The organism is Streptomyces sp. NBC_00009 (genome assembly GCF_045040855.1).
Classification (GTDB): domain Bacteria; phylum Actinomycetota; class Actinomycetes; order Streptomycetales; family Streptomycetaceae; genus Streptomyces; species Streptomyces aureus.
Genome location: NZ_CP108312.1, coordinates 1,138,700 through 1,160,488 on the forward strand (window position 1 = coordinate 1,138,700; position 21,789 = coordinate 1,160,488).

Below are 21,789 nucleotides of genomic sequence, written 5' to 3' on the forward strand. Positions count from 1 at the left end.
TCCGGCGGAGGTGGAGGGTGGAAGGGCATGGAACTGCGCCGTCTGCAGGCTTTCGTCGCGGTCGCCGAGGAGCTCAGCTTCAGCCGGGCCGCGGCCCGGCTGCACATGTCGCAGCCGCCGCTCTCGCAGCAGATCAAGCGTCTTGAGCAGGACGTCGGCGTCGAGCTGCTGCACCGCACCACCCGCAGCGTCGAACTCACCGCCGCCGGGGCGGCGTTCCTCACCGAGGTACGGTCCGCGCTCGACTCCCTGGAAGCCGCGAAGCTCGCGGCGCACCGCGCGGCGGAGGGGCTCACCGGGGTGGTGCGGCTGGCGTTCAGCGGCCCCACGTCGTACCGCGAACTCCTCGCCATTGCCCGCGAGTTCAGGCTGCGGCACCCCACCGTCAGGCTCGACATCGTCGGCCCCTACTACGGTGGCGAGCTGGCCGAGCGCCTGCACCTGCGGGAGGCGGACGCGGGTCTGGTGCGGCTCCCGCTGCCGGACACCGGGCTGCGGGTGCGGGAGCTGCTGCGGCACCCGCTGGTCGCGGCCGTACCCTCCGAACACCCGCTCGCCGCACGGGAGTCGCTGACCCTCGCCGATCTGCGGGGCGTGCCCTTCGTCAGCTATCCGGCCGGCCGGGGCTCGATCGTGCGGGACCTGGTGCTGTCGGCGTTCCTGGCGCAGGGCACGACCCCGCGCATCGTCCAGGACGCGCCCGACACCCACACCCTTCTCTCCCTGGTGGGGGCGAACGTCGGCATCGGGCTCACTCCGGACTCCGCCGGGCATCTGGCGGTGCCGGGGGTGACGCTGGTCCCGGTCCTTGACGCCCCGGCCCTCCCGCTCGGCCTCGCCTGGCGGGCGGACGACACCGATCCGGCGGTGGCGGCGCTCGTCGACCTGGTCGACGGGTTCGCCGACGGGCTCCGGGAACTGCCGGCGACGTGACATCGCCGGGCGTCCCCTGATCCTCCGCCTTACGCCATCTCTCCCGCAGGGCCGGTGGTGAGCTCCGCCCCGAGCAGCCGTCGCGCCCGCTCCTGCACCGGTTTGTCGACCATTACGCCGTCCACGGACGACACCGCGTCGCCCGCGGCGAGCACCTTCCTGGCCCAGGCCAGCTCCTCGCCCGAAGGCGCGAACCCCTCGGCCACCGCGGGGAGTTGCCTCGGATGGATGCAGAGTTTGCCTCCGAAGCCGAGCCGTCGGGCGTGGTGGATGTCCTGCGCGAGGGCGTCTGCGTCGTCGAGCGCGGTGGTGACGCCGTCCAGCGGGGGCGCGACACCGGCGGCAGCGCACGCCATGACCAGCCGGGACCGCGCATACGCCAGCGCCAGGGTGTCGTCGTGGCGCACGCCCAGCTCGGTGGCGAGGTCGACGCTGCCGAAGGCCGCGCGGACGACTCCGGGCGCGCAGCACACCTCGAGGGCGCGCTCGATCCCGGACGCCGTCTCGACGAGCGGGATCACGGCACAGATCTCCGCGATCCGCGCGATCACCTCGGGGTCCTCGGCCTTGGGCAGCATCACCGGACAGCCGAACGCGGTGACGAGGTCCAGGTCGGCGTCCCACCAAGGCGTGCCGGGCGCGTTGATCCGCACCACCGCGTCCCCGCCCCGCGCAAGCCAGTCGGCGGCGTGCCGGCGGGCCGCGTCCTTGGCGTCGGGCGCGACCGCGTCCTCCAGGTCGATGATCACGGCGTCGGCCCCGGCCGCGGCCGCCTTCTCGAACCGGTCCGGGCGGTGCCCCGGGACGAAGAGAAGGGTGCGGGCGGCGGCGAGGCGGGTGCGGTCCCTGCCGAGGCGTGCGGGGCCGGCGAGTTCGGGACGCGCGGGGTCGGCACTCGCAGGTTCGACAGTGGTGTGCTCAGCGCTCATTTGAAAGTCACCTCCGCCGTCGCATGCCGCTCGTCCCGACGCGTGGCGATCCGCATGCCTGCCGACCCTCCGCCGTCCGCCACGTCGCCGAGCGCACACACCTGCTCGCCCGCGAACACGGGCTTGCGGAGCCGGTAGGAAAGCGTGTGGATCTCCCGCTCCGGGGCCTCGCGGCGCGCGAGTTCCAGCATCAGCTGGACGAGGAGCGGCCCGTGGACGACGAGACCCGGGTAGCCCTCGACGTCGCGCACGTACGGCTCGTCGTAGTGAATGCGGTGGGCGTTCGCGGTCAGCGCGCTGTAGCGGAACAGCAGGGTCGGCGAGGGACGCAGGATCAACTGCCAGTCGGCGTCGGACGGTTCGGCCTCACCGAGGTCGAGGCCGAAGCCCCCGCTCCGCCGCTCGTCCTCGCCCACGCGGTAGACGAGGTCCTGCTCCTCGGTGACCCGCGTCTCCCCCTCCTGCGCGATCTCATGACGGACCGTCACAAAGGCCATCTCGCCGGTGCGGCCGCGCTTGATCTCGACCTTGGCGAGGGAACTCGTACGCCGGGCAGGCACGCCCACCCGCAGCGGCGCGGTGAACTCCGCGCGGCCGCCGGCGAACATGCGCCTGCGGTCCGGGAGGGGCGGCAGGAAGTGGCCGTGCGCGGGGTGCCCGTCGGCCCCCAGCTCCCGCTGTGCGGGCCATTCGAGGAAGTGCAGCCAGTGCCACAGCGGCGGCAACGGCTCCCCCTCGCCGGCCACGGCCGCCTCCTGGTCGAGCACCTGACTCAGCGCGGCGACGGGCGCGGCGGCGACGGGATCGTCCAGGGTCACGGGCGCCGGGGCCCAGGCGTCCAGATACCGAGCGAGCCCGAACTCGCCCTGGGATACGTCTGGTTGGGGCATGGTTCTCATTCTCCGATGCGTTGCGAAACGGGTGCCGTGGAAGCCACCGGGGCCGCCGCAGCGTCGTGCAGGGTCTCCAGCGACCGGCCGCGCGTGTCGACGCCGAAGAAGAACACGGTGGCCGTGGCGACCAGCCAGCATCCCGCGATGAACACGAACACGGCGACGTAGCCGAGCCCCGGTGTGGTGTAGATCGCCGCGACGACGAGCGGCGCGATGACGTTGCCGATCCGGCCGACGCCGTTGCCGAGCCCGGCGCCCGCCGTGCGCAGGCGGGTGGGGAAGACCTCGGGGGTGTACGAGTAGAGCACCGCGATGAACGTCTGGCTGAGTGCGGCGACGAGCGTGCCGAACACGACGACGGCCACGACGGACGAGCTGAGCCCGTACCCGATGCCGAGGACCGCGACCACGAGACCGAGCACCACCGCGAGGTGCTTGCGCGGGTAGCGGTCGATGAACGGCCAGGCGAGGAACGCGCCGGGCACCGCCCCGATGGTGGTGACCGCGGACATGGTCATGCTCTTCGCGAAGTCCTGGCCGTGGTCGGCGAGCAGCGTCGGCACCCAGGACTGGAACCCGTAGAAGCCGACGAGCCCGAAGAGCCACAGGGCCATGAGGGCGACGGTGTTGCGCCGCTGGCCCGCGGCGAAGAGTTCGGTGAACCGGGGCCGGTCCGACGGAGCGGGCGGCACGGCGAGCGCGTCGGCGGACGGCTCCCAGTCGGGCACGAAGGCGCGCGTGACCTGCACGGCTTCGGCGCCGCGGCCGCGCGCGAGGAGCCAGCGCGGCGACTCGGGCAGGCGCATCAGGAGCGGTACGAGCAGGACGCCGAGGGCGCCGATGACGAAGAGGGCGCGCCAGCCGCCGGGGTCGTCGGCGGTCAGGCCGCGGGCGGTGAACGCCACGACGGGGATGCCGATCAGGCCGGTGCCGAGCGCCGTCGCCTGGGCGCGGCCGCGGCGTGCGGCCGGGGTGACCTCGGAGAGGTAGGTGATCGCGACGGAGGTCATGGCGCCGAGGCCGAACCCGGTCGCGAAGCGGGCCGCGGCCATCGCGCCCACCCCGCTGACCACTGCGTTGATCACAGAGGCCGCGGAGAAGAGCACCACGGACCAAGCCATGACCCGGCGCCGGCCCACATGATCGGCGAACCGGCCGCCGAGGATCGCGCCTGCCGCCATGCCGGCGAAGGCCAGGGCGGTGACGAACGCGATGTCGTCGACGGTGAAGAGGTGCGCCCGGCGGATGGCGGGCGCGGCGAACGCGAACGTGTTCAGGTCGGCGAGGTCGAAGAAGAACATGGCACTGACAGTGAGCAGCACCCGCCGGTGCAGGGCACCGTGCCGGGCGCCGCTGAGCGCGGCGAGCAGGGGATGCGCATCGCCCATGCGAGACCTCCGGGGGGACAGGCGGTCGGACAGCCGGTGGACAGGTGGGATTGCCAGGTACCTGGACAGGTGGATTGCCAGGTGCTGGACAGGTGGCTGGACAGACCGATTGATGTGGCCGCCTCAATGGCGGATTGTGCCGTACAAAACGCGGCCCAGCGTCCGCCCCGCCGGGCGTCCCGTCAACCCCCCTGGGAAGAAGTCGCATGTGAAAGCTTTGAGTTGCCCTGCGGTGGCGGCATTGACGGCCCCGCCATTTGGCCGTACAAAGTAACCACGCAGTGCAGGACATGTACGAAGGGAAGCCATGCCGGCCATCGCGGAATCGCTCGCCGAGTGGGCGTACGGATACGAACCCGACGCCGAGGACCTGGCGCTCGCCCGCCGCTCCCTCCTGGACACGGTCGCGGTCACGCTCGCCGCGCGCGACCACCCGGTGAGCGCGCTGGCCGCCGAACTGCCGGACGCGGCGCGCTGGGCCGCGGTCGGGCACGTCCTCGACTTCGACGACCTGCACATCGAGTCCACGACACACATCAGCGTCGTGATCGTCCCCGCGGTCCTCGCGGCGGGCGGCGACGCGCGCGCCTATCTCGCCGGAGCGGGCGTGATGGCCCGGCTCGGCACCCTGCTCGGCTGGTCGCACTACGCGGCCGGCTGGCACGCCACGTGCACGGCGGGCGCCCCCGCGGCGGCCGTCGCGGCGGGTGTCGCCTGGGGCCTCACGCCCGAGCGGCTCGCGACGGCCATGGCGCTCGCGGTGCCCGGCGCGAGCGGGGTCCAGGCCGCGTTCGGCACGCACAGCAAGTCGCTCCAGGTGGGCTTCGCGGCGGAGGCGGGGGTGCGGGCGGCGCGCCTCGCCCGGGCCGGCGCGACGGCCGACCCGCGGGCGGTCGACGCGTGGCTGAAGCTGGTGGGCGCGCAAGGAGCGGACGGCGCCGAGGGAGGTGCGCCCCACAGCGGCGGTCCCGCCGTACCCGGTGGCCTCGCCATCAAGATGTTCCCCTGCTGCTACGCGATGCAGCGCCCGATCGCGGCGCTGCGCGACCTGCGCGCCGAGTGCGGCCCCGACGACGTCACGGCCGTCCGCGTCACCACCCCGGGTGCCACCGTCCACCCCCTCATCCACGACGACCCGGACACCGGGCTCGAAGGCAAGTTCAGCCTCCCGTACGCGGTGGCGACGGCCCTGCTCGACGGCTTCCCCGGCTTCGGGGCCTTCACGGACGACGCGGTGGGCCGGCCCGAGGCGCGGCGCCTGATGGCCACCGTCGAGACGGAGCGCACCGAGGGCGGTGCCGGGCTCCTCGACGGCGAGGTCGACCTCGCGGTGACGCTCACCGACGGCCGGGTCCTGCGGTCCGCCCTCGCCCATCCCCCAGGCTCGCCCCAACGTCCGCCTACAGAAAGGGAGTTGGAGGAAAAGTTCGTCGCGTGCGGCAGCGACGTACCCGCTCTGCTCAAGGACACGACCTGGGAGTCGGCCCGCGCCCTTCTCCTGACCGAACTTCCCGGGAAGGACCCCGCATGACCGAGCCGCTCCCCCTCGAAGGCATCACGGTCGTCAGCCTGGAACAGGCCGTCGCCGCGCCCTTCGCCACCCGCCAGCTCGCCGACCTGGGTGCCCGCGTCATCAAGGTCGAGCGTCCCGGCGGTGGCGACTTCGCCCGCCGCTACGACACCACGGTGCACGGCCAGGCCAGCTATTTCGTGTGGCTCAACCGCTCCAAGGAGTCCCTCACCCTGGACCTCAAGTCGCAGGAGGGCCGGGACATCCTGGAGGAACTCCTCACGGACGCCGACGTGTTCGTCCAGAACCTCGCCCCGGGCGCCGCCGACCGCATGGACCTCGGCCCCGCCGCGCTCCAGGCCCGCCACCCCCGCCTGATCCCCTGCACCATCAGCGGGTACGGCACCAGCGGCTCCTGGTCGCAGCGCAAGGCGTACGACCTGCTCGTGCAGTGCCAGACGGGACTGCTCTCCATCACGGGCTCGCCCGACGAACCCGCCCGCGTGGGCATCTCGGTCGCCGACATCGCGGCGGGCATGTACGCGTACAGCGGCGTCCTCTCCGCCCTCTACACGCGGGCCACCACCGGGCGGGTGCCCGCCGTCGAGGTCTCCCTCTTCGAGGCGCTCGCCGAGTGGATGAGCCAGCCCGCCTACTACACGCGTTACGGCGGCACGCAGCCGCCGCGCATCGGCGCCCAGCACGCCACGATCGCTCCCTACGGCCCGTTCACCGCCTCCGACGGGAAGGAGGTGCTGCTCTCCATCCAGAACGAGCGCGAGTGGCAGGCCCTGTGTTCCACGGTCCTCGGCCGTCCCGAACTCACCGACGACCCCCGCATGGCCACCGGCGCCGACCGCGTCGCCCACCGCGACGAGGTCAACGCGGCCGTCTCCGCGCGCTTCGCCGAGCTCGGCAGCGAGGACGCCGTGGCGCTCCTCGACAAGGCCGGCATCGCCAACGCGGGTGTGAACTCCATCGCCGAGTTCCTCGCCCACCCGGCCCTCGCCGAGCGCGACCGCTGGCGCGACATCGCGGTGCCGGGCGCGCAGGGACCCGTACAAGCATTGCTCCCCCCGGCGGACCTCTCCGGCGTCACCCCCCGGATGGACCCCGTGCCCGCCGCGGGAGAGCACACCGAGCGGATCCTCACCTCCCTGGGCCGCAGCGCCGCCGACATCGAGCGGCTGCGGGCGCAGGGCGTCATCGACACCACGCACGACCACGAGCAAGGAGCGTCCGCGAAGTGAGCACCCTCGACACCCTCTCCTCCGACGAGCAGCTGATCGTCGAGACCGTGCGGAACTTCGTGGACCGCGAAGTGAAGCCGGTCGTACGGGAGTTGGAGCACGCCAACACCTATCCCGAGGCGCTCATCGAGCAGATGAAGGACCTCGGCATCTTCGGCCTGGCGATCCCCGAGGAGTACGGCGGCACGCCCGTCTCCACGCCCTGCTACGTGCTGATCACGGAGGAGCTGGCGCGCGGCTGGATGAGCCTCGCCGGCGCCATGGGCGGCCACACCGTCGTCTCCAAGCTGCTGCTGCACTTCGGCACCGACGAGCAGAAGAACCGCTACCTGCCGAAGATGGCCACCGGCGAGATCCGCTCGACGATGGCCCTCACCGAGCCGGGCGGCGGCTCCGACCTCCAGGCGATGCGCACGGTCGCGCGGCGCGACGGGGACTCGTACGTCGTCAACGGCGGCAAGACCTGGATCACCAACTCCCGCCGCTCGCAGCTGATCGCGCTGCTGTGCAAGACGGACCCGGCGGCCGAGCCGAAGCACCGCGGCATCTCCATCCTGCTCGCCGAGCACGGCCCGGGGCTCACCGTCTCGCGCGACCTGCCGAAGCTCGGCTACAAGGGCGTCGAGAGCTGTGAGCTGACCTTCGACGACTACCGCGTCCCGGCCGGCGCGCTGCTCGGCGGCGTCGAGGGCAAGGGCTTCGGGCAGATGATGAAGGGCCTGGAGACGGGCCGCCTCCAGGTCGCCTCGCGCGCGCTCGGCGTCGGCAGGGCCGCGTTCGAGGACGCGCTGCGCTACGCGCAGGAGCGCGAGACATTCGGCGAGCCCATCTACAAGCACCAGTCGATCGGCAACTACCTTGCGGACATGGCGACTTCGCTCACCGCGGCGCGCCAGCTCACCCTGTACGCCGCCCGCGAGGCGGACGCGGGCCGGCGCGTCGACATGGAGGCGGGCATGGCCAAGCTCTTCGCGTCGGAGACGGCCATGCAGATCGCCCTGAATGCGGTCCGTATCCACGGCGGCTACGGCTACTCGACCGAGTTCGACGTCGAGCGCTACTTCCGCGACGCGCCCCTGATGATCGTCGGCGAGGGCACCAACGAGATCCAGCGGGGCGTCATCGTGCGCCAGCTGGTCTCCCGCGGCGGTCTGGACGTCTGACCTGCGCACCGTCTTGTACGGCCATTAGACTCACGGCACAGGCAGGGCGGTGAACGGCAGACATGACGCGTACGACACGCACAGAGCGGACGAGGGGGACACAGATGGCGGCCCCCGGGCGTGACAGCGCCTATGTACGCCTCGCGCGCGAGCTGCGCGAGGCGATCCTGCGGCACGACTACCCCGAGGGGGTGCGGCTGCCCACGGAGGCGGAGCTCGCCGCCTCGCACGGGCTCAGCCGGCAGACCGTGCGGCGCGCCTTCCAGGACCTGGTCACGGAGGGCCTGGTGCACCGGGTCCCGGGGCGCGGCACGTTCGCGGCGCCCCGCGAGGAGCAGTATCTGCGGCAGTTCGGCTCGGTCGAGGACCTCATGGCGCTGTCCCTCGACACGACGATGCGCCTGGTGTCGCCGCTGCGCCGCCGGGTCGACGTGGACGCGGCGGGCAGGCTGCGCGTCGGCTCCGACCGCGTGGACCACCTCTCGTTCCTGCGGCTGCACGAGGACACCCCGTTCTGCCTGACGACGGTGCATCTGCCGCCGGACGTGGGCGCGCTCGTCGCGGACCGCCCGGAGCTGACGGAGGCGGGCACGGACAGCCGCGTCACCATCATCGGCCTCCTCGACGGCCGGCTGCCCGAGCCGATCGCGGAGGCGGAGCAGTCCGTCACGGTCGCCCTCGCCTCGGCCGAGGTGGCGGCGCACCTGGACTGCCCGCCGCAGCATCCGCTGCTCCGGATCGACCGCCTCTACCTGTCGGCATCGGGCCGCCCGGTCGAGCTGGCCGTCAGCCACTTCCTTCCGGAGCACTACTCGTACCGGGTGCGGCTGCGCCGCCATCCGCGCTGAACCACGCATGGCGGCCGGTGACCGGGCATGTCTGCGTGTCTCAGAGCGACGACGCGACCGTCAGCCCCTCCAGTACGGCCTCCTCCACGGTCCGCGGTGACACGCAGTCCCCCGCCATCAGGACCTCACCCACCCGTCCGTCCGCCAGGCCGGCGAGTTCACCCACGGGGTCGTGCCCCTGGGCGAGGACGAGGGCCGCGACCCCTTCGATGATCACCGGCTCCTCGGTGAGGGTGTGCTGGAAGTACGCCGTGTCGGCGTCGGCGCCGTAGGGACGCACCGTCGGCACGGTCTCGACGCCGGCCCGCGCGGCCTCGGCGAGCATCGACGCGCGCACGTACTGCTGAAGATGCTCGCCCGCGCCGAAGCCGGTCGTACACAGCGTCACTCTTCTTCCCTGGCCCGCGAGTTGGACGGCCACGCCGATCCCGATCCAGTCGCCCCGCCAGTCCGCGACGACGATCCGGCCCTTGGGGACCTCGGAGGTGCCGCGGATGACGTCCCAGGCGTCGAGGACGACGGGGTCGTCGAGGAGTTCGAGTGCGGGCCGGCGCGGCACCGCTCCCGTGGCGACGATGAGGGTGTCCGCCTCTTCACGGTCGAGCAGCTCGGCGTCGACGCGGGATCCCGTGACGATCCGCGCCCCGGCCCGCCGCGCCTCGCCCTCAAGGTTGGTGATCGCACCGCCGAACTCGGCGCGTCCTGGGAGGAGTTGGGCGAGCAGTACCTGTCCGCCGACGCGCCGTCCCGCCTCGTGCAGGGTGACGTCGTGCCCACGGGACGCAGCCACGGCGGCGGCCTTGAGCCCGGCCGGTCCGCCGCCCGCGATGAGGACCTTCCGACGTCTGGTGGGCTGGGGCAGCCGCGTGAACCGGCGCTCCCTGCCGGTCTCGGGGTGCTGGATGCAGGAGATCGGGTAGCCGCGCTGGAAGTGGCCGATGCAGGCCTGGTTGCAGCCGATGCAGGCCCGGATCTCCTCCGTGCGGCCGTCGCTCGCCTTGCCCGGCATGTCGGGGTCGCAGATCAGGGCGCGGGTCATGGCGCAGGCGTCGGCCTGGCCCTCCTTGATGATCTGCTCGGCCTCCTGGGGCTGGTTGACGCGCCCGGCGACCATGACCGGCACCTCGACCGCCGCCCGCACGCGCGCGGCGATGGGGGCGGTGTATCCGGCGGGCTGCGTCATCGGGGGTGCGATGTGCACGGCGCCGGAGATCGTCGCCGACGACCCGGCGCAGACGCTCACATAGTCGACGAGACCCTCGCGGTCCAGCCGGGCGGCCGCCTCGACGGCGAGCTCGGCGGTGAGGCCGTCATGGCTCAACTCGTCGCCGGAGATGCGCAGTCCGGCCACGAAGCCGGGTCCGGTGTGCGCCCGCACCGACGCGAGGGCCTCGCGCAGGAAACGCAGCCGGCCGTCCACGTCACCCCCGTACCCGTCGGTGCGCACGTTGACCTGCGGGTTGAGGAACTGGGCCGGGAGGTAGCCGTGGCTGGCGACCACTTCCACGCCGTCGAGCCCGGCGGCGCGCAACCTGCGGGCGGCCTCTCCGTACCCGTCGACGACTTCGCGTATCTCGGCCCCGGTCATGGCGCGCGGCATCACATGGAAGCGCTCGCTGGGCGTCGCCGACGCCGACCAGGCGACGGGCGCGGAGCCGTCGCGCGACTCCAGGATCTCGCGTCCCGGGTGGAAGAGCTGTCCGAAGACCTTGGCGCCGTGCCGGTGCGCGGCCTCGGCGAGCCGCCGGTACCCCTCGACACACGAGTCGTCCGTGGCCATAAGCACGTGCGTCGTGTACCGCGCCGTCTCGTGAACTCCCGCCACCTGTACGACGATGAGCCCGACACCGCCCTCGGCGCGCGCCTCGTGATAGGCGACCAGATCGTCGGTGACCTGCCCGCCCTCGACGAGGACCGTGTCATGGCCGGAGGACAGAACGCGGTTCTTCAGTGTCACGCCGCCGATGGCGAGCGGGCTGAACAGATGCGGGAACGCGGTCGACGTCATGGCGCGGTGCCTCCTGTGAACTGCGGCTCGGATGGAGTGAGTCGATAGGGAAACAGCTCAGTCGCGTACGCCGAGGACCGAGCGGGCGGTGGCGAGGATGACGGCGGCGTAGCCCTCCGCCCCCATGCCGCTGCCCGACGCCACGGCCATGTCGCAGCCGTCGACGGCGGCGAGCACGGAGCGCACCGCGACGTCGGTGGACACGACGGGCACGAACTTTCCTGCGGCGACGCCCGATTCGGCGATGCCGAGGACGAGCTCGCGCCAGTCCTGGTGGGCGCGCCGCACCCCGTCGCGCAGCTCGGGCCTGCGGGCGGCGCTCGCGCAGAACTCGGTCCAGGTCGCGCACCGGCGCTGGAGGTCGGGGTCGTCGGCCAGTTCGCGTACGAGGAGTTCGAAGCGGCGCCACGGGTCGGGCTCGGCGGACGCACCCTTGCGCCAGCGGGCGATGAGCTCGCCGATCGACCACTCGAAGGCCTCGCGGAACAGCAGGTCGCGTGTGTCGAAGTAGTGCTGGAGCAGCCCGATGGACACGCCGGCGCCGCGCGCCACGTCCCTCATGCGCGCCGCGTCGAAGCCGCGTTCGGCCATGACCAGGGCGGCCGCCCGCAGAATCCGCTCGCGCTGCACCTCGCCCGCGTCGCCACCGCTCTCCTTCTCCCCCATGCCCGCCCCTCGTCTCTGTGTCGGTCGCTCCGGAACCGCTCGCCCGGGAACCGACCCCTCTGGAATTGGCCACTGCCGGACCCCTATCCCGGCCAACAATAACGAATTATTGTGACCGCCGACACAGCGCAGCGGCATCACTTTTCGCCGCGCCCGACCTTCTCCCGTCAGTCCCCCCGACCGAGACAGGTGGCCCCCTTGAGCCAACAGCTGCACAAGTCCCTGACCTGGCGCGACGGCCTCGCCATCGCCATGGTGATCCCCAACGGCCTGCTCCTGACGGTGGGTTACACCGTGGGCGCGATCGGAGGCTGGACGGCGATCACCATCTGGTGCGTCGGGGCGCTCGTCGCGTTCGCTCAGAACATGCTGTTCGCCGAGACCGCCGCGATGTTCCCCGGCATGTCCGGCGGCATCAGCAGATACGCCACCGAGGGCTGGAAGCGCTACTTCGCCCCGCTGGGCGCCGTGGCGTCGTACGGCTACTGGATCGGCTGGTCGTTCAGCATCGCGGTCAACGGCGCGGCGATCGGCCACCTCATCACCGCCCAGTGGTTCCCGCACGCCCCGTCGATCCCGTTCCCCGGCCACCGCATCGGTCTCCCGGAAGCGCTCGCGGTCCTGGCCATCGCCGGCGGCTGGGCCTGCAACTACTTCGGCGCACGGCTGGCCGCGAGCGTCTCCAAGGCCGTCGCGGCCCTGGTGATGTGCGGTCTGGCGGTGGTCGTCATAGCCCCGTTCCTGCGCCCGGGGAGCTGGGATGCGTCACGTCTGACCTGGTACCACGGCGGGAGCTGGATGACGCTGATCGTGTGGTTCTACGTCACGGCCTGGACGACGTACGGCACGGAGATCTGCGCGTCGTTCGCGCCCGAGTACCGCGACACGGCGCGCGACACCGCGAAGGCGCTGCGGCTGACGTCCCTCATCTCGCTCGGTGTCTTCTTCGTCGTCCCGCTCGCGACGGTCGGCAGCGTCGGCGAGGCGACGCTGCGCTCGGACCCGGTCGGCGCGTTCGCCACGGCCTTCACCCAGGCGCTCGGCGGCTTCTCCGACGTCGGCGTCCTCATCCTGATCGTCTCGATGTTCTTCGGCATGGTGTCGTGCACGGCGGACGGGGGCCGGGCGCTGTACGGCCTGGCGCGCGAGGGCATGACCGTGCGGCAGCTCGACAAGGTGAACCGCTGGGGCGTGCCGGGCCGGGCCCTCACGCTGGACGCGCTCGTCAACGCGGCGATCGTGGTCCTGCTCGGCGAGCCCCTGAGCATTCTCATCGCCAGCAACTTCGGCTATCTGGTGGCCATGACACTCGCGGTCGCCGGCTTCCTGCTCCTGCGCAAGGACCGCCCCGACTGGCCCCGCCCGATCCGCCGTGCCCGCGCCTGGATCCCGGTCGCCTGGGTCATCCTGGCGTTCAACGTCGTGATCGTCTCGGTGGGCGTCACGCACCCGTCCCTCGCGGGCTACGGGGGCGCGACGGAGTCCTTCCTCGCGGTCGGCATCCTGCTGATCTCGGTGGTGCTGTACGCGTACCGAAGGGTGGTCCAGGACGGGCAGCGCATCGCCTGGCGCATCGAATCACCCCGGGTGCCGGAGGACGAGGCAGCCGCTCAGCTCCCGAACTCGGCGACCGCCCGCCCCACGATCCGCTCCAACCGGTCGTGATGGGCACCCCGCCAGTACACGCGCCCGCACGCGCGGCACTGGGCGAACACGTCGTACGTGCCGCGCGTCCCGCCTTCAAGCAGGTCGGCGACGTCTTCCTTACGGGCTTCCTTCAGCAGTCCGTTGCAGGCGGTGCACCGGGTCCAGGGGTGCAGCTCGGGCGCGAACCGGCCCAGTACGTCGCGTAGTTGCTCGTCGGGCCGGTCACTGTAGACGTATGCGCCGGCCCACAGCTCGCGCCGCCGCAGCAGCCCGCGGTCCCGGCTGAGCATGACGCGCCGCTCGGCGGCGGAGCGGGCCGCCAGCGCGGGGTCGCCGATGTCCGTGGACTCGTACGCGGAGTCGATCCCGAGCAGCCTCAACCGCCGTGCCAGCGTGCCGAGATGGACGTCGAGCAAGAACCGCAGCGGTGCTCCCCCGACCCGCTGCGGCCGGACGACGGCCCTGACCTCGACCCGCTCCCCGGCCACGGGAATGTGCCCGACGGCCACCTCGCGCCCGTCCACGACCAGCGCCCCGACCTCCGTCAGCGGCACGCCGAGCGACTCGATCACATGCCCCAGCGTGGACACGCCGTCGGTGACGAGCGGGACGGCCCTGCCCTCGCGCCGCCCGTGCGGAACGAAAAGACCCAGCTCGGGCACGACACTGACGACGATCTCCGGTCCGTTCACCGGGTCAGGATGCCATGGGTACGGGGGCGCGGACCTGCGGTTTTACGAGTAGACACGGGCCCGCGGATGCGGACCGGCATCAGCAGCCGCGCCCCCGCGGCTCGAACTTCACGCGCGCGTGCTCATCCTTGCCGTGGACCTCGCTGTACGTGGCGGGGCTGACGCGGAACCAGCGGTCGTCCTTCTGGGGCTTCCCGTTGACGTCGTCGAGCCGCACGCACCACCGCTCGGGCCGCACGACGCGGGTGTACGTCTCGCTGCCCTTACGGACCTTGTGGCACTGGTTGTAGCGCTCGGTGGTGTACCAGGTGCGGGTCCTCTTGCGCTTGCCACTGCCGCTGCGCGAGGTGTGCTTGACCTTCCGTGTCGCCGGGTCGCACTCCTTGACCATGTGCGCGCGGGTGGCCTTGGCGGTCTTGCGCGGGAGATGCCGGACGGCGTCGTAGAGACCACGCACCTGGTCGGAGTGCGGCTGAGAATAACTACCGCCCTTCCCACCGCCCTTGCCTCCGGCGTGGCCGTCCCCCTTGTCCGCACCGCCACCGCACGCACTCAGAACGGCCACAAGCATCAATGTCAGGCCGGCGAACACCGGGCGCTGCTTCACGGACATTTCTCCTCTTCAGGGGCTCGCACACCAGAGGTGTACACGTCATACATCGCGCCGCAGCGTATCCGATCAGGTGTACGGGTCCGCTTGGGGGCGCGCTCAGCGGCCCGCGTGCCCGACGAACACCGCCCAGGCCGCCGGGGACACGGCGACTCCCGGACGCTCCCTGTCCTTTGAGTCCCGCACATGAACGGCGGCACCGTCACCCGCCCCACGCCCATACGCGACCTCCACGCAGCTGTCGCCCTGAGAACCGCTGTAGCTGCTCTTGAACCAGTTCAGCCCGCCGCTGTCGCCACTCATAGCGCTCCTCGCATCCGCGTCAACAGGTCCGCCGAGTCCGCGGGGGACAGGGCCTGTGAGCGCATCTTGGCATAGCGCATCTGCATCAAGCTGACGTCTTTCGGGACAGAAATCAGCTGCCCCGTCTGCTGCCCTTCCGCGTACCCCAACCACCGGTTGTCCGGCGTCTCCAGAAGCTGCATCGGCCCATCAGCTCCCGCGTGGTGCGGCTGCCGCAGAGGCATGATCTGCACCTCGACGTTCCACAACTCTCCGCAGACGATGAGGTGTTCAAGCAGCTCACGAGTGACGTCCTCCCCGCCCGTACCCCGTAGCAGAACCGCCTCCTCGACGATGAAGCTGAAGGCGACAGGTGGTGTGCGCGTGAGCAGCTTCTGCCGTTCCAGGCGGGCGGCGATCCGCTCGCCGACCTGCTCCCGCGTGGGCGGCGGCGGAACGCTGAGCATGACTGATCGAGCGTAGGCCTCGGTCTGTAACAGCCCCGGCACCACGCGGCACTCGTACGTGCACAGTCCGACGCTGGTCGCCTCGAGCTGTGCCCACAGCCGGAACCAGGCCGCCAGACCAGGCTGCCGCGCGACATGCCGTGCCGCAGCCTTCAGCACGCCGAACGCGTCGAGCGCCTCCTCGGCGCGTTCCACGAAGTCGGTCGGCGGCAGGCGGCGCCCCTGCTCGATCGAGCCCACGAAGTGGGGCGAGTATCTGACCATCGGGGCCAGTTGCTCCTGTGTGAGCGAGGCGCGCTCACGGAAGACCTTCAGGATCGCGCCGAAGGCCTTCAGGCTGTCGGACGGTTCGGGTTCGGTGCTGTTGTTCGCCATGGGCGACCCCCTTGTCGCGCGTCTCACGCCTGCCGCACCCGACTCGGGCACGCAACGCGACCATGCTCACGGTCGGTCACGCGTACTGTCCAGAGCGTGAGCTCGTACGCTGCGCTCCGTACGAGCGGCGTCCATGGCGTGACCTGCCCGAACTCGCCACCGTGGACGCATGACATCTCCCCCGACGTCCCCGGCGACGGCTACCGTACGTGTGTTCTCGCAACGCCTGAGCCCGACGAGACGCGGCGCCCGCCTGGCGCGACTGCTTTCCGTCGGGCAGCTCAGCGCGTGGGGCATCGCCTACGACAGCGACTTGTCCACGTCGGCCGCGCTGGTCGTCGCCGAACTCGCCACGAACGCCGTCACCCATGGACGCGTTCCGGGCCGGGACTTCGAGCTGCGGCTGACCCTCGAAGGTGACCTTCTGACGATCGCGGTCTCGGACGCCCGAGGCGAGCGGCTGCCGCACCCCGCTGCGGAGTCGCACGACGGGGCGATCACGGGCCGAGGCCTGCTCCTGGTCGAGGCGCTGGCCACACGCTGGGGAACGGCGCCTCGCGAACAGGCAGGCAAGACGGTGTGGGCGGAGCTCCGCCACTCCGCGCAGGGGAACGGCTCGCTCTCGTGAGTGGCGCAAACTCGCCCCCCCGCAATCAGGCTGTTCTGCGCACTGATCACCGCGGTTCGCTGACTCGCAGGAGGCATGACTCGACGATAGAGTTGGATTCGGAATTGTCGGACCCGGCCAGCGAAATAACGCCTTCTATACGGCAGCGAAATTTCCTGAGGTGTGGCACAGCCAAGTGCCGCGGGTCTCGGAGCGGGTGTGACACATGCACGACGCCATGTTCCACGGCGCCCTCGGCGATCTCCCCGAGCCGGGCGACAAGGGATACGCCACTGTCGATGGACAGGGTGTGCTGACGGGCTGGAGCCCAGGTGCCCAGCGGCTGCTTGGTTACACCGCCGAGGAAGTCCGCGGGCGGCGCGGGGCCGAACTGCTGTACTTCCATGCCGACGCCGCCGGTCTCGTGGAGCGCTGCCACGCACGGGAGGCCACCGCCCTTGGGGCGATAGCGCTGCGACACCGGGATGGCAGCCGAGTCGAGGTCGATTTGTGGGCCCATTCCCTCGTGTCCACCACCGGTGAGCCGTATTGGCTGGTCCAGGCGGAGAGCATCGATGCCGTACGCCGGAAGAATCTCGGCCGCGCGCTCCTGAAAGGCTTGTTCACCGAATCGCCTTTCCACATCGACGTATTCGACACCCAGTTCCGCTTTGTCGCGCAAAATGCGCGGCGCTTGAAGGGTTTCAGGAACCAGGATTTCCTCGGGCGCACCATGCGGGAGGTGGCCCCGGCCGGAGTGATGGACATGACGGCCTTCGAGAGCCGCCAGCGGCAGGTCCTGGCCACCGGTGAAGCGCTGGTCGCCACTGAGGTGCACGCCCGGGATCCCGATGACCCGGACCGGTACCAAGCCTTTTCGGAGACCATCGTTCCGCTGCGGAGCGACTCCGACGAGGTGATCGGACTGGCACACGTGGTGTTCGAAGTGACCGAGCGGGTCCGGGCACGGGAGCGGCTGGCCCTGGTCAACGACGCGAGCGCGAAGATCGGCAGCACACTTGACGTCCTGCACACCGCGCAGGAACTGACCGACGTGGCCGTCCCCCTCCTGGCCGATCATTCCTATGTCAACCTACTGGACTCGGTGTTCGGGGGCGATGAGCCGGTTACCGGTCCCGTCTCCGAGGCCATGCCACTGCGCCGTGCGGCAAGTTCGACTGTCCCTGAGGGTCCGAGGGAACCAGTGGTTGAGACGGGGGACGTCGACCCGTTCACCTCCGGGGCCAGGTCCTTGTTCACCCGCGCTTTGGCCAGTGGCGAGCCCCTGCTACTGACGAGCGAAGAGGTGATAGCCGCCATCGCCGCGGTCGCCCCTCAACGGGCCGCGCTGGTCCGCGAATACGGCGTCCACTCGTGGCTGCTGGTACCGATGTTCGCACGAGGAGCCGCGCTCGGTGCGGCGGTCTTCCTACGCCACCGGGGGACGCATGCGTTCGAGGCGGACGACGTGCTGCTGGCCGAGGATTTCGTGGCGCGTGCCGCCGTGTGTATCGACAACGCGAGGCGGTACACCCGCGAGCGGACGACGGCATTGGCGCTGCAACGCAGTCTGCTGCCGCAGCAGATGCCGGTGTTCGGTGCTGTGGAAGTGGCGTCACGCTATCTGCCGGCGGGCGGTCACGCGGTGCTGGGTGGTGCCTGGTTCGACGTGATTCCGCTGTCGGGCGCGCGGGTGGCCTTGGTGGTAGGAGATGTGGTCGGGCATGGCCTGCAGTCGGCGGTGACCATGGGACGGCTGCGTACCGCGGTGCGCACCCTCGCGGATCTCGACCTGTCGCCTGAGGAGTTGCTCACCCATCTGGATGACCAAGTCAACCGGTTCCAGGAGGAACACGGGGAGGGGCTCACAGGCGGGGCGGCCGGAACGACATGCGTGTACGCGGTGTTCGATCCCATCGCACGGCGATGCACGGTGGCGCGGGCGGGACATCCGCCACCTGCGCGGGTGACGGCGGACGGGAACGTCGAGTTCATCGATCTGCCCGGCGATCCTCCGCTCGGTCGCGGCGGAGCCCCGTTCGAGAGCGGCGAGGTGATTCTGGCTGACGGAGAACTGCTCGTGCTGTACACCGACGGCCCGGCGCACGGACCGGAGCAGAGCGCGGATACGGCTCTCGCACGGCTCCGCGAGGCACTGTCCGACACCCGCCTCACCCATCCGCCCGGGCTCGACGGTGTCTGCGACGCGATGATCCGCCACTTGATGCCGGCCCGCACGCAGGACGATGCGGCCCTGCTCGTAGCGCGGGTACACGGGCTTGCCCCGGACCGGCACGTCACCTGGGAACTGGCGGCCGAGCCCGAGGTCGTTGGCCAGGCACGCGCGCTCGCGAACCGGAAACTAACTGAATGGGGCCTGGAGGAACTGGAGTTCACCACGGAACTCGTGGTCAGCGAACTGGTCACCAATGCCATCCGCTACGGCAGCCCGCCGATCCAGTTGCGGCTGATCCGCGACAATAGCCTGATCTGCGAGGTCATCGACGGCAGCAGCACCTCCCCCCACATCCGGCGCGCACTGGAGACCGACGAGGGAGGACGCGGGCTGTACATGGTCGCCCAGCTCGCCCAGCTCTGGGGCACCCGCTACCACCCCCGCGGCAAGACCATCTGGGCCGAGCAATCCCTCCCCAACAGCGCTGGTGCCGTCGCCAGGTAGCTCCGGACCTCGGGGCCGCTTGCCCGGTGGACGCTCAATGTGGCCTCGGCGCCGGTGATGCGGGTGCTCGTGCGGGCTGAGAATGTTTAGAAAATGAGGTGCCAACCGGGCGGGCTCCCCCGCTGACACGGCCGACGGCCAGTGAGCCTTTCCCGGTAAGCGCCCGTCACTCGCTGTGATCGGGATGCCGGCGCCGCGGCCCGCGTGGTCCCCAAGGGCGCAAACGCGAAGTGCCGGTCGAGAAGATCTCGACCGGCACTCTCACTGGTGTCCGAGGGGGGACTTGAACCCCCACGCCCGATAAAGGGCACTAGCACCTCAAGCTAGCGCGTCTGCCATTCCGCCACCCGGACTAGGTGTCTGTCGCCCGGCCGGGGTGTTCCCCGCGGCGACATGGATAACAATACCAAAGCCTCGGAGTGCCTTTCACCTGCGTTTCCGTCCCTTCGGCGGCACCTGCGGGAGGTCGGGAGCGGGGCCGCCTACAGTCTCACCATGAGTAGTCAGTCCGTCACCGGGACGACCTATCGACGGGTGCGGCGGCCGCGAGCCCTGTCGCCGCTGCGGGAGCATCTTCGGGACACGTTCTGGTTCGCGCCGACCGGGGCCATGGTCGGGATCGTCGTCGTGTGGGCGCTGGCCAACGAGCTGGACACCGCCATCGTCGACGCGCTGCGCCATGACGGTGCGTACGACAGCATCGCCGAGCTCCAGAGCATCGCCGACGACGCGCAGACCGTCGTGAGCACCATCAGCGCCGCGATGATGACCTTCATCGGTGTCTAGGCGGACCGGAGCGGCGTGGTGCGGCTCGTGCAGCCGGTGCCTGGGTGGGAGGAGCTCGTCGATCTGGGGTTCGCCGAGATCCGGGGGTGCGCGGTCGGCAGTCCCCAGGTGTCGCGGCACATGCCGGCCGGGCTCGACGATCTGCTGCTGCTCGCGCCCGAGGAGCGGCGCGGGCCGCTGCTGCGGCACCGGGAGCTGCTGACGCTGGCCGTGGAGCGGACCGTGCCGGACGCCGCCGACCGTGACTTCACGCTCCGGCCTGACGGGCAGGGCATCGGGTGAGGGAGCGGCACACCACCCGCCGTGGCGGTGGACCGTGGTGTGCCGCTCGGTGGTGCGGTGAGGCCTACGGCATCAGGTGGTAGTCCGGGAAGTTGCCCGGGAGACGCTCGCCGTCGGGGCCCTGGGTGACGGCCCGTACGAGGAGTTCGCCACCGACGAACGCGCCGCGCCAGGACGCGCCGAACCCGCCGAACAGCTCGTCCCGGTCGCCGCGCGAGCGCGGCTTGTCCCGGCCTGTTTTGAAGGCGCGGATCTGTGGGGCGAGGCGGTCGTACGTCGAGTCGTCGTCCGTGGAGAGGGTGGCGACCAGCGCGCCGTTGGAGGCGTTCATCGCGGCGAGCAGCTCCGCCTCGGTGTCGACCAGGACGATCGTGTCGACGGGGCCGAACGGTTCGGCGTGGTGGAGGGGGGAGGAGCGGGGTGGGCTCAGGAGCGTGACCGGGTGGACGTACGCGCTCGTGTCCTGGCCGGGCAGGAAGCGGGCGGGGTCCGGGGCGCCGCGGTGCAGCGGCACGGCGCCGCGGTCGATGGCCTCCGCGACCTGGTCGGCGAGTTCCTTCGCCTTGGCCGCGTTGACGAGTGGGCCGAAGTCGAGCTGGGGGTAGGGGTCTTGGGGGTTCGCCACTGCCAGGGGGTGGCCGATGCGCAGCGTGCGTACGGCCGGGAGGTACGCGGCGAGGAAGTCGTCGAAGAGGCTGCGCTGGACGACGAAGCGCGGGTACGCGGTGCAGCGCTGCTTGCCGTAGTCGAAGAGCTTGGGGATCACCGCCGCGAGCTTGTCCCAGTCGGAGTAGTTCCAGATGCCCCAGGTGTTGAGGCCCTCCTGTTCGAGGATGTGGCGCTTGCCGAGGTCGGCGACGGCCGTGGCGACGGCGGCGCCAGTGTCGCGGCCGCCGACGAACGAGACGCAGCCGATCTCGGGGGCCCGCACCAGCGCTTCGGAGAGTTCGCCCCCGCTGCCGCTGACGAGGGTGACGGGGATGCCCTCGCGGGCGGCGAGCGCGCAGGCCAGGGTGAGGCAGGCGACGCCGCCGTCGGTGGGGGCCTTGGCGATGACCGCGTTGCCGGCGAGTGCCTGGACCAGGACCGCGTGCACGAGGACGCTCATCGGATAGTTCCAGCTGGCGATGTTCGAGACGGGGCCGTCGAGCGGGGCTCGGCCCTCGACCATGGGCTCGATGCCGTCGACGTACCAGCGCACCCCGTCGATGGCGCGGTCGACGTCGGCCTGGGCGAGGCGCCAGGGCTTGCCGATCTCCCAGACGAGGAGGAGCGCGAGGAGTTCGCGGTGCTGGGTGAGGGCGTCGAGGGTGGCGCCGACGCGGGCGCGGCGCTCGTCGAGCGGGACGTGCCGCCAGGCGCGGTGCTGGTCGAGGGAGGCGCGCACCGCCCGGTGGGCGGTGGCGGCGTCGAGGCGGGGCGGTCCGGCGATGGGGCTGCCGTCGACGGGGGTACTGGCGGGCAGTGCGCGGCCGTCGGCCTGCCAGGTGCCGTTCCACAGGTTGAGTACGCGGTCGTCGCGGAATGCCTCGGGGGCGACGGCGAGGCAGCGCTGCCAGGCGTCGTGCCAGGAGGTGCCGGCCTTGAGGGTGGTCGCCACGGGAGTGTCCGGGCCGGTGGCGTCGGGGCCGGGGGTGCGGTCAGTGGGATTGCCTGGGTTGTTTGCCATTTCGGGTTCTCCGCTCACGGTGCACAGTCGGGGCGGGGGGTGCATGGCTGGTGTGGGGTGGAGTGGGGAGGTTGCCCGGTGGGCTCGCTCCCCACTCCCGCCGT

General features: G+C 71.2%; 19 protein-coding genes, 1 tRNA gene and 1 pseudogene. 10 read left to right on the plus strand and 11 right to left on the minus strand.

The window, feature by feature from the left end:
• Positions 1 to 27 precede the first annotated feature (27 nt).
• Positions 28 to 933: a LysR substrate-binding domain-containing protein gene (locus tag OHA58_RS05165; protein ID WP_405476865.1), complete on the plus strand. Its 906-nt coding sequence runs from the start codon at positions 28 to 30 to the stop codon at positions 931 to 933.
• Positions 934 to 962: 29 nt separating this feature from the next.
• Here the strand turns inward: OHA58_RS05165 and OHA58_RS05170 are convergent, their stop codons facing one another.
• From OHA58_RS05170 to OHA58_RS05180, 3 genes are read right to left on the minus strand one after another with little or no spacing between them, the layout of a single operon-like run.
• The gene (locus OHA58_RS05170) at positions 963 to 1,862 is read right to left on the minus strand and encodes an HpcH/HpaI aldolase/citrate lyase family protein (protein WP_405476867.1); all 900 of its coding nucleotides are present in this window, start codon (positions 1,860 to 1,862) and stop codon (positions 963 to 965) included.
• Positions 1,859 to 2,752: a MaoC family dehydratase N-terminal domain-containing protein gene (locus tag OHA58_RS05175; RefSeq protein ID WP_405476868.1), complete on the minus strand. Its 894-nt coding sequence runs from the start codon at positions 2,750 to 2,752 to the stop codon at positions 1,859 to 1,861. The genes OHA58_RS05170 and OHA58_RS05175 overlap by 4 nt, the downstream gene beginning before the upstream one ends.
• Positions 2,753 to 2,757: 5 nt before the next feature.
• On the minus strand, positions 2,758 to 4,143 hold the full coding sequence (locus OHA58_RS05180; RefSeq protein WP_405476870.1) for an MFS transporter: 1,386 nt from the start codon (positions 4,141 to 4,143) through the stop codon (positions 2,758 to 2,760).
• A 307-nt stretch (positions 4,144 to 4,450) separates the two neighbouring features.
• On the opposite strand from OHA58_RS05180, the gene OHA58_RS05185 reads away from it, so the two are divergent.
• The 4 genes from OHA58_RS05185 (at position 4,451) to OHA58_RS05200 (ending at position 8,914) form a co-directional block, all read left to right on the plus strand.
• Positions 4,451 to 5,674, plus strand: a complete 1,224-nt coding sequence (locus OHA58_RS05185; RefSeq protein ID WP_405476871.1) for an MmgE/PrpD family protein — start codon at positions 4,451 to 4,453, stop codon at positions 5,672 to 5,674.
• Positions 5,671 to 6,903 (plus strand): CaiB/BaiF CoA transferase family protein, encoded by a 1,233-nt coding sequence (locus OHA58_RS05190; RefSeq protein ID WP_405476873.1) that lies wholly within the window; start codon positions 5,671 to 5,673, stop codon positions 6,901 to 6,903. Before OHA58_RS05185 ends, OHA58_RS05190 begins: the two co-directional genes overlap by 4 nt.
• On the plus strand, positions 6,900 to 8,066 hold the full coding sequence (locus tag OHA58_RS05195) for an acyl-CoA dehydrogenase family protein (protein ID WP_405476875.1): 1,167 nt from the start codon (positions 6,900 to 6,902) through the stop codon (positions 8,064 to 8,066). Before OHA58_RS05190 ends, OHA58_RS05195 begins: the two co-directional genes overlap by 4 nt.
• 104 nt (positions 8,067 to 8,170) lie before the next feature.
• Positions 8,171 to 8,914, plus strand: coding sequence for a GntR family transcriptional regulator (locus tag OHA58_RS05200; protein ID WP_326710243.1), 744 nt, complete (start codon positions 8,171 to 8,173; stop codon positions 8,912 to 8,914).
• A 40-nt stretch (positions 8,915 to 8,954) separates the two neighbouring features.
• Here the strand turns inward: OHA58_RS05200 and OHA58_RS05205 are convergent, their stop codons facing one another.
• Together OHA58_RS05205 and OHA58_RS05210 are read right to left on the minus strand one after the other, a co-directional pair.
• On the minus strand, positions 8,955 to 10,922 hold the full coding sequence (locus tag OHA58_RS05205) for an FAD-dependent oxidoreductase (protein ID WP_405476877.1): 1,968 nt from the start codon (positions 10,920 to 10,922) through the stop codon (positions 8,955 to 8,957).
• Between the two features lie 57 nt (positions 10,923 to 10,979).
• Positions 10,980 to 11,588, minus strand: coding sequence for a TetR/AcrR family transcriptional regulator (locus tag OHA58_RS05210; protein WP_405476879.1), 609 nt, complete (start codon positions 11,586 to 11,588; stop codon positions 10,980 to 10,982).
• 198 nt (positions 11,589 to 11,786) lie between these two features.
• Between OHA58_RS05210 and OHA58_RS05215 the strand changes: the two genes are divergently transcribed.
• Positions 11,787 to 13,253, plus strand: coding sequence for an APC family permease (locus OHA58_RS05215; protein ID WP_405476880.1), 1,467 nt, complete (start codon positions 11,787 to 11,789; stop codon positions 13,251 to 13,253).
• On the opposite strand, the gene OHA58_RS05220 is transcribed toward OHA58_RS05215, so the two are convergent.
• The 4 genes from OHA58_RS05220 to OHA58_RS05235 form a co-directional block, all read right to left on the minus strand.
• A complete protein-coding gene (locus tag OHA58_RS05220; protein ID WP_405476882.1) occupies positions 13,199 to 13,927 on the minus strand; it encodes a Mut7-C RNAse domain-containing protein in 729 nt (242 codons plus the stop codon). The genes OHA58_RS05215 and OHA58_RS05220 overlap by 55 nt on opposite strands.
• A 79-nt stretch (positions 13,928 to 14,006) precedes the next feature.
• On the minus strand, positions 14,007 to 14,540 hold the full coding sequence (locus tag OHA58_RS05225) for a hypothetical protein (RefSeq protein WP_405476884.1): 534 nt from the start codon (positions 14,538 to 14,540) through the stop codon (positions 14,007 to 14,009).
• Positions 14,541 to 14,636: 96 nt separating this feature from the next.
• Complete coding sequence (locus tag OHA58_RS05230) at positions 14,637 to 14,840, minus strand: DUF397 domain-containing protein (protein WP_405476886.1); 204 nt, start codon at positions 14,838 to 14,840, stop codon at positions 14,637 to 14,639.
• Positions 14,837 to 15,661, minus strand: a complete 825-nt coding sequence (locus OHA58_RS05235) for a Scr1 family TA system antitoxin-like transcriptional regulator (protein ID WP_405476887.1) — start codon at positions 15,659 to 15,661, stop codon at positions 14,837 to 14,839. Before OHA58_RS05235 ends, OHA58_RS05230 begins: the two co-directional genes overlap by 4 nt.
• 169 nt (positions 15,662 to 15,830) lie before the next feature.
• Here OHA58_RS05235 and OHA58_RS05240 point away from each other — a divergent pair, with 169 nt between their 5' ends.
• Positions 15,831 to 16,289, plus strand: coding sequence for an ATP-binding protein (locus tag OHA58_RS05240; protein ID WP_405476889.1), 459 nt, complete (start codon positions 15,831 to 15,833; stop codon positions 16,287 to 16,289).
• A 205-nt stretch (positions 16,290 to 16,494) separates the two neighbouring features.
• On the plus strand, positions 16,495 to 18,948 hold the full coding sequence (locus tag OHA58_RS05245) for a SpoIIE family protein phosphatase (protein WP_405476891.1): 2,454 nt from the start codon (positions 16,495 to 16,497) through the stop codon (positions 18,946 to 18,948).
• Between the two features lie 265 nt (positions 18,949 to 19,213).
• On the opposite strand, the gene OHA58_RS05250 is transcribed toward OHA58_RS05245, so the two are convergent.
• A tRNA-Leu gene (locus OHA58_RS05250) sits at positions 19,214 to 19,301 on the minus strand.
• Positions 19,302 to 19,443: 142 nt separating this feature from the next.
• On the opposite strand from OHA58_RS05250, the gene OHA58_RS05255 reads away from it, so the two are divergent.
• Positions 19,444 to 19,734 (plus strand): hypothetical protein, encoded by a 291-nt coding sequence (locus tag OHA58_RS05255; RefSeq protein WP_405476893.1) that lies wholly within the window; start codon positions 19,444 to 19,446, stop codon positions 19,732 to 19,734.
• 3 nt (positions 19,735 to 19,737) lie between these two features.
• Positions 19,738 to 20,016 (plus strand): annotated as a pseudogene (locus OHA58_RS05260) (DUF2254 domain-containing protein); the annotation flags it as partial.
• Positions 20,017 to 20,080: 64 nt separating this feature from the next.
• Here the strand turns inward: OHA58_RS05260 and OHA58_RS05265 are convergent.
• Positions 20,081 to 21,685, minus strand: a complete 1,605-nt coding sequence (locus OHA58_RS05265) for an aldehyde dehydrogenase family protein (RefSeq protein WP_405476895.1) — start codon at positions 21,683 to 21,685, stop codon at positions 20,081 to 20,083.
• Positions 21,686 to 21,789: the final 104 nt, after the last annotated feature.

Excerpts from the sequence above, each read along its gene's own strand:
- OHA58_RS05200 (WP_326710243.1), top strand. The coding sequence starts at position 8,171 with ATGGCGGCCCCCGGGCGTGACAGCGCCTATGTACGCCTCGCGCGCGAG.
- OHA58_RS05180 (WP_405476870.1), bottom strand. The coding sequence starts at position 4,143 with ATGGGCGATGCGCATCCCCTGCTCGCCGCGCTCAGCGGCGCCCGGCAC.
- OHA58_RS05235 (WP_405476887.1), bottom strand. The coding sequence starts at position 15,661 with ATGGCGAACAACAGCACCGAACCCGAACCGTCCGACAGCCTGAAGGCC.
- OHA58_RS05170 (WP_405476867.1), bottom strand. The coding sequence starts at position 1,862 with ATGAGCGCTGAGCACACCACTGTCGAACCTGCGAGTGCCGACCCCGCG.
- OHA58_RS05230 (WP_405476886.1), bottom strand. The coding sequence starts at position 14,840 with ATGAGTGGCGACAGCGGCGGGCTGAACTGGTTCAAGAGCAGCTACAGC.
- OHA58_RS05240 (WP_405476889.1), top strand. The coding sequence starts at position 15,831 with ATGACATCTCCCCCGACGTCCCCGGCGACGGCTACCGTACGTGTGTTC.
- OHA58_RS05265 (WP_405476895.1), bottom strand. The coding sequence starts at position 21,685 with ATGGCAAACAACCCAGGCAATCCCACTGACCGCACCCCCGGCCCCGAC.
- OHA58_RS05255 (WP_405476893.1), top strand. The coding sequence starts at position 19,444 with ATGAGTAGTCAGTCCGTCACCGGGACGACCTATCGACGGGTGCGGCGG.
- OHA58_RS05245 (WP_405476891.1), top strand. The coding sequence starts at position 16,495 with ATGCACGACGCCATGTTCCACGGCGCCCTCGGCGATCTCCCCGAGCCG.
- OHA58_RS05190 (WP_405476873.1), top strand. The coding sequence starts at position 5,671 with ATGACCGAGCCGCTCCCCCTCGAAGGCATCACGGTCGTCAGCCTGGAA.
- OHA58_RS05210 (WP_405476879.1), bottom strand. The coding sequence starts at position 11,588 with ATGGGGGAGAAGGAGAGCGGTGGCGACGCGGGCGAGGTGCAGCGCGAG.
- OHA58_RS05225 (WP_405476884.1), bottom strand. The coding sequence starts at position 14,540 with ATGTCCGTGAAGCAGCGCCCGGTGTTCGCCGGCCTGACATTGATGCTT.
- OHA58_RS05165 (WP_405476865.1), top strand. The coding sequence starts at position 28 with ATGGAACTGCGCCGTCTGCAGGCTTTCGTCGCGGTCGCCGAGGAGCTC.
- OHA58_RS05175 (WP_405476868.1), bottom strand. The coding sequence starts at position 2,752 with ATGCCCCAACCAGACGTATCCCAGGGCGAGTTCGGGCTCGCTCGGTAT.
- OHA58_RS05185 (WP_405476871.1), top strand. The coding sequence starts at position 4,451 with ATGCCGGCCATCGCGGAATCGCTCGCCGAGTGGGCGTACGGATACGAA.
- OHA58_RS05205 (WP_405476877.1), bottom strand. The coding sequence starts at position 10,922 with ATGACGTCGACCGCGTTCCCGCATCTGTTCAGCCCGCTCGCCATCGGC.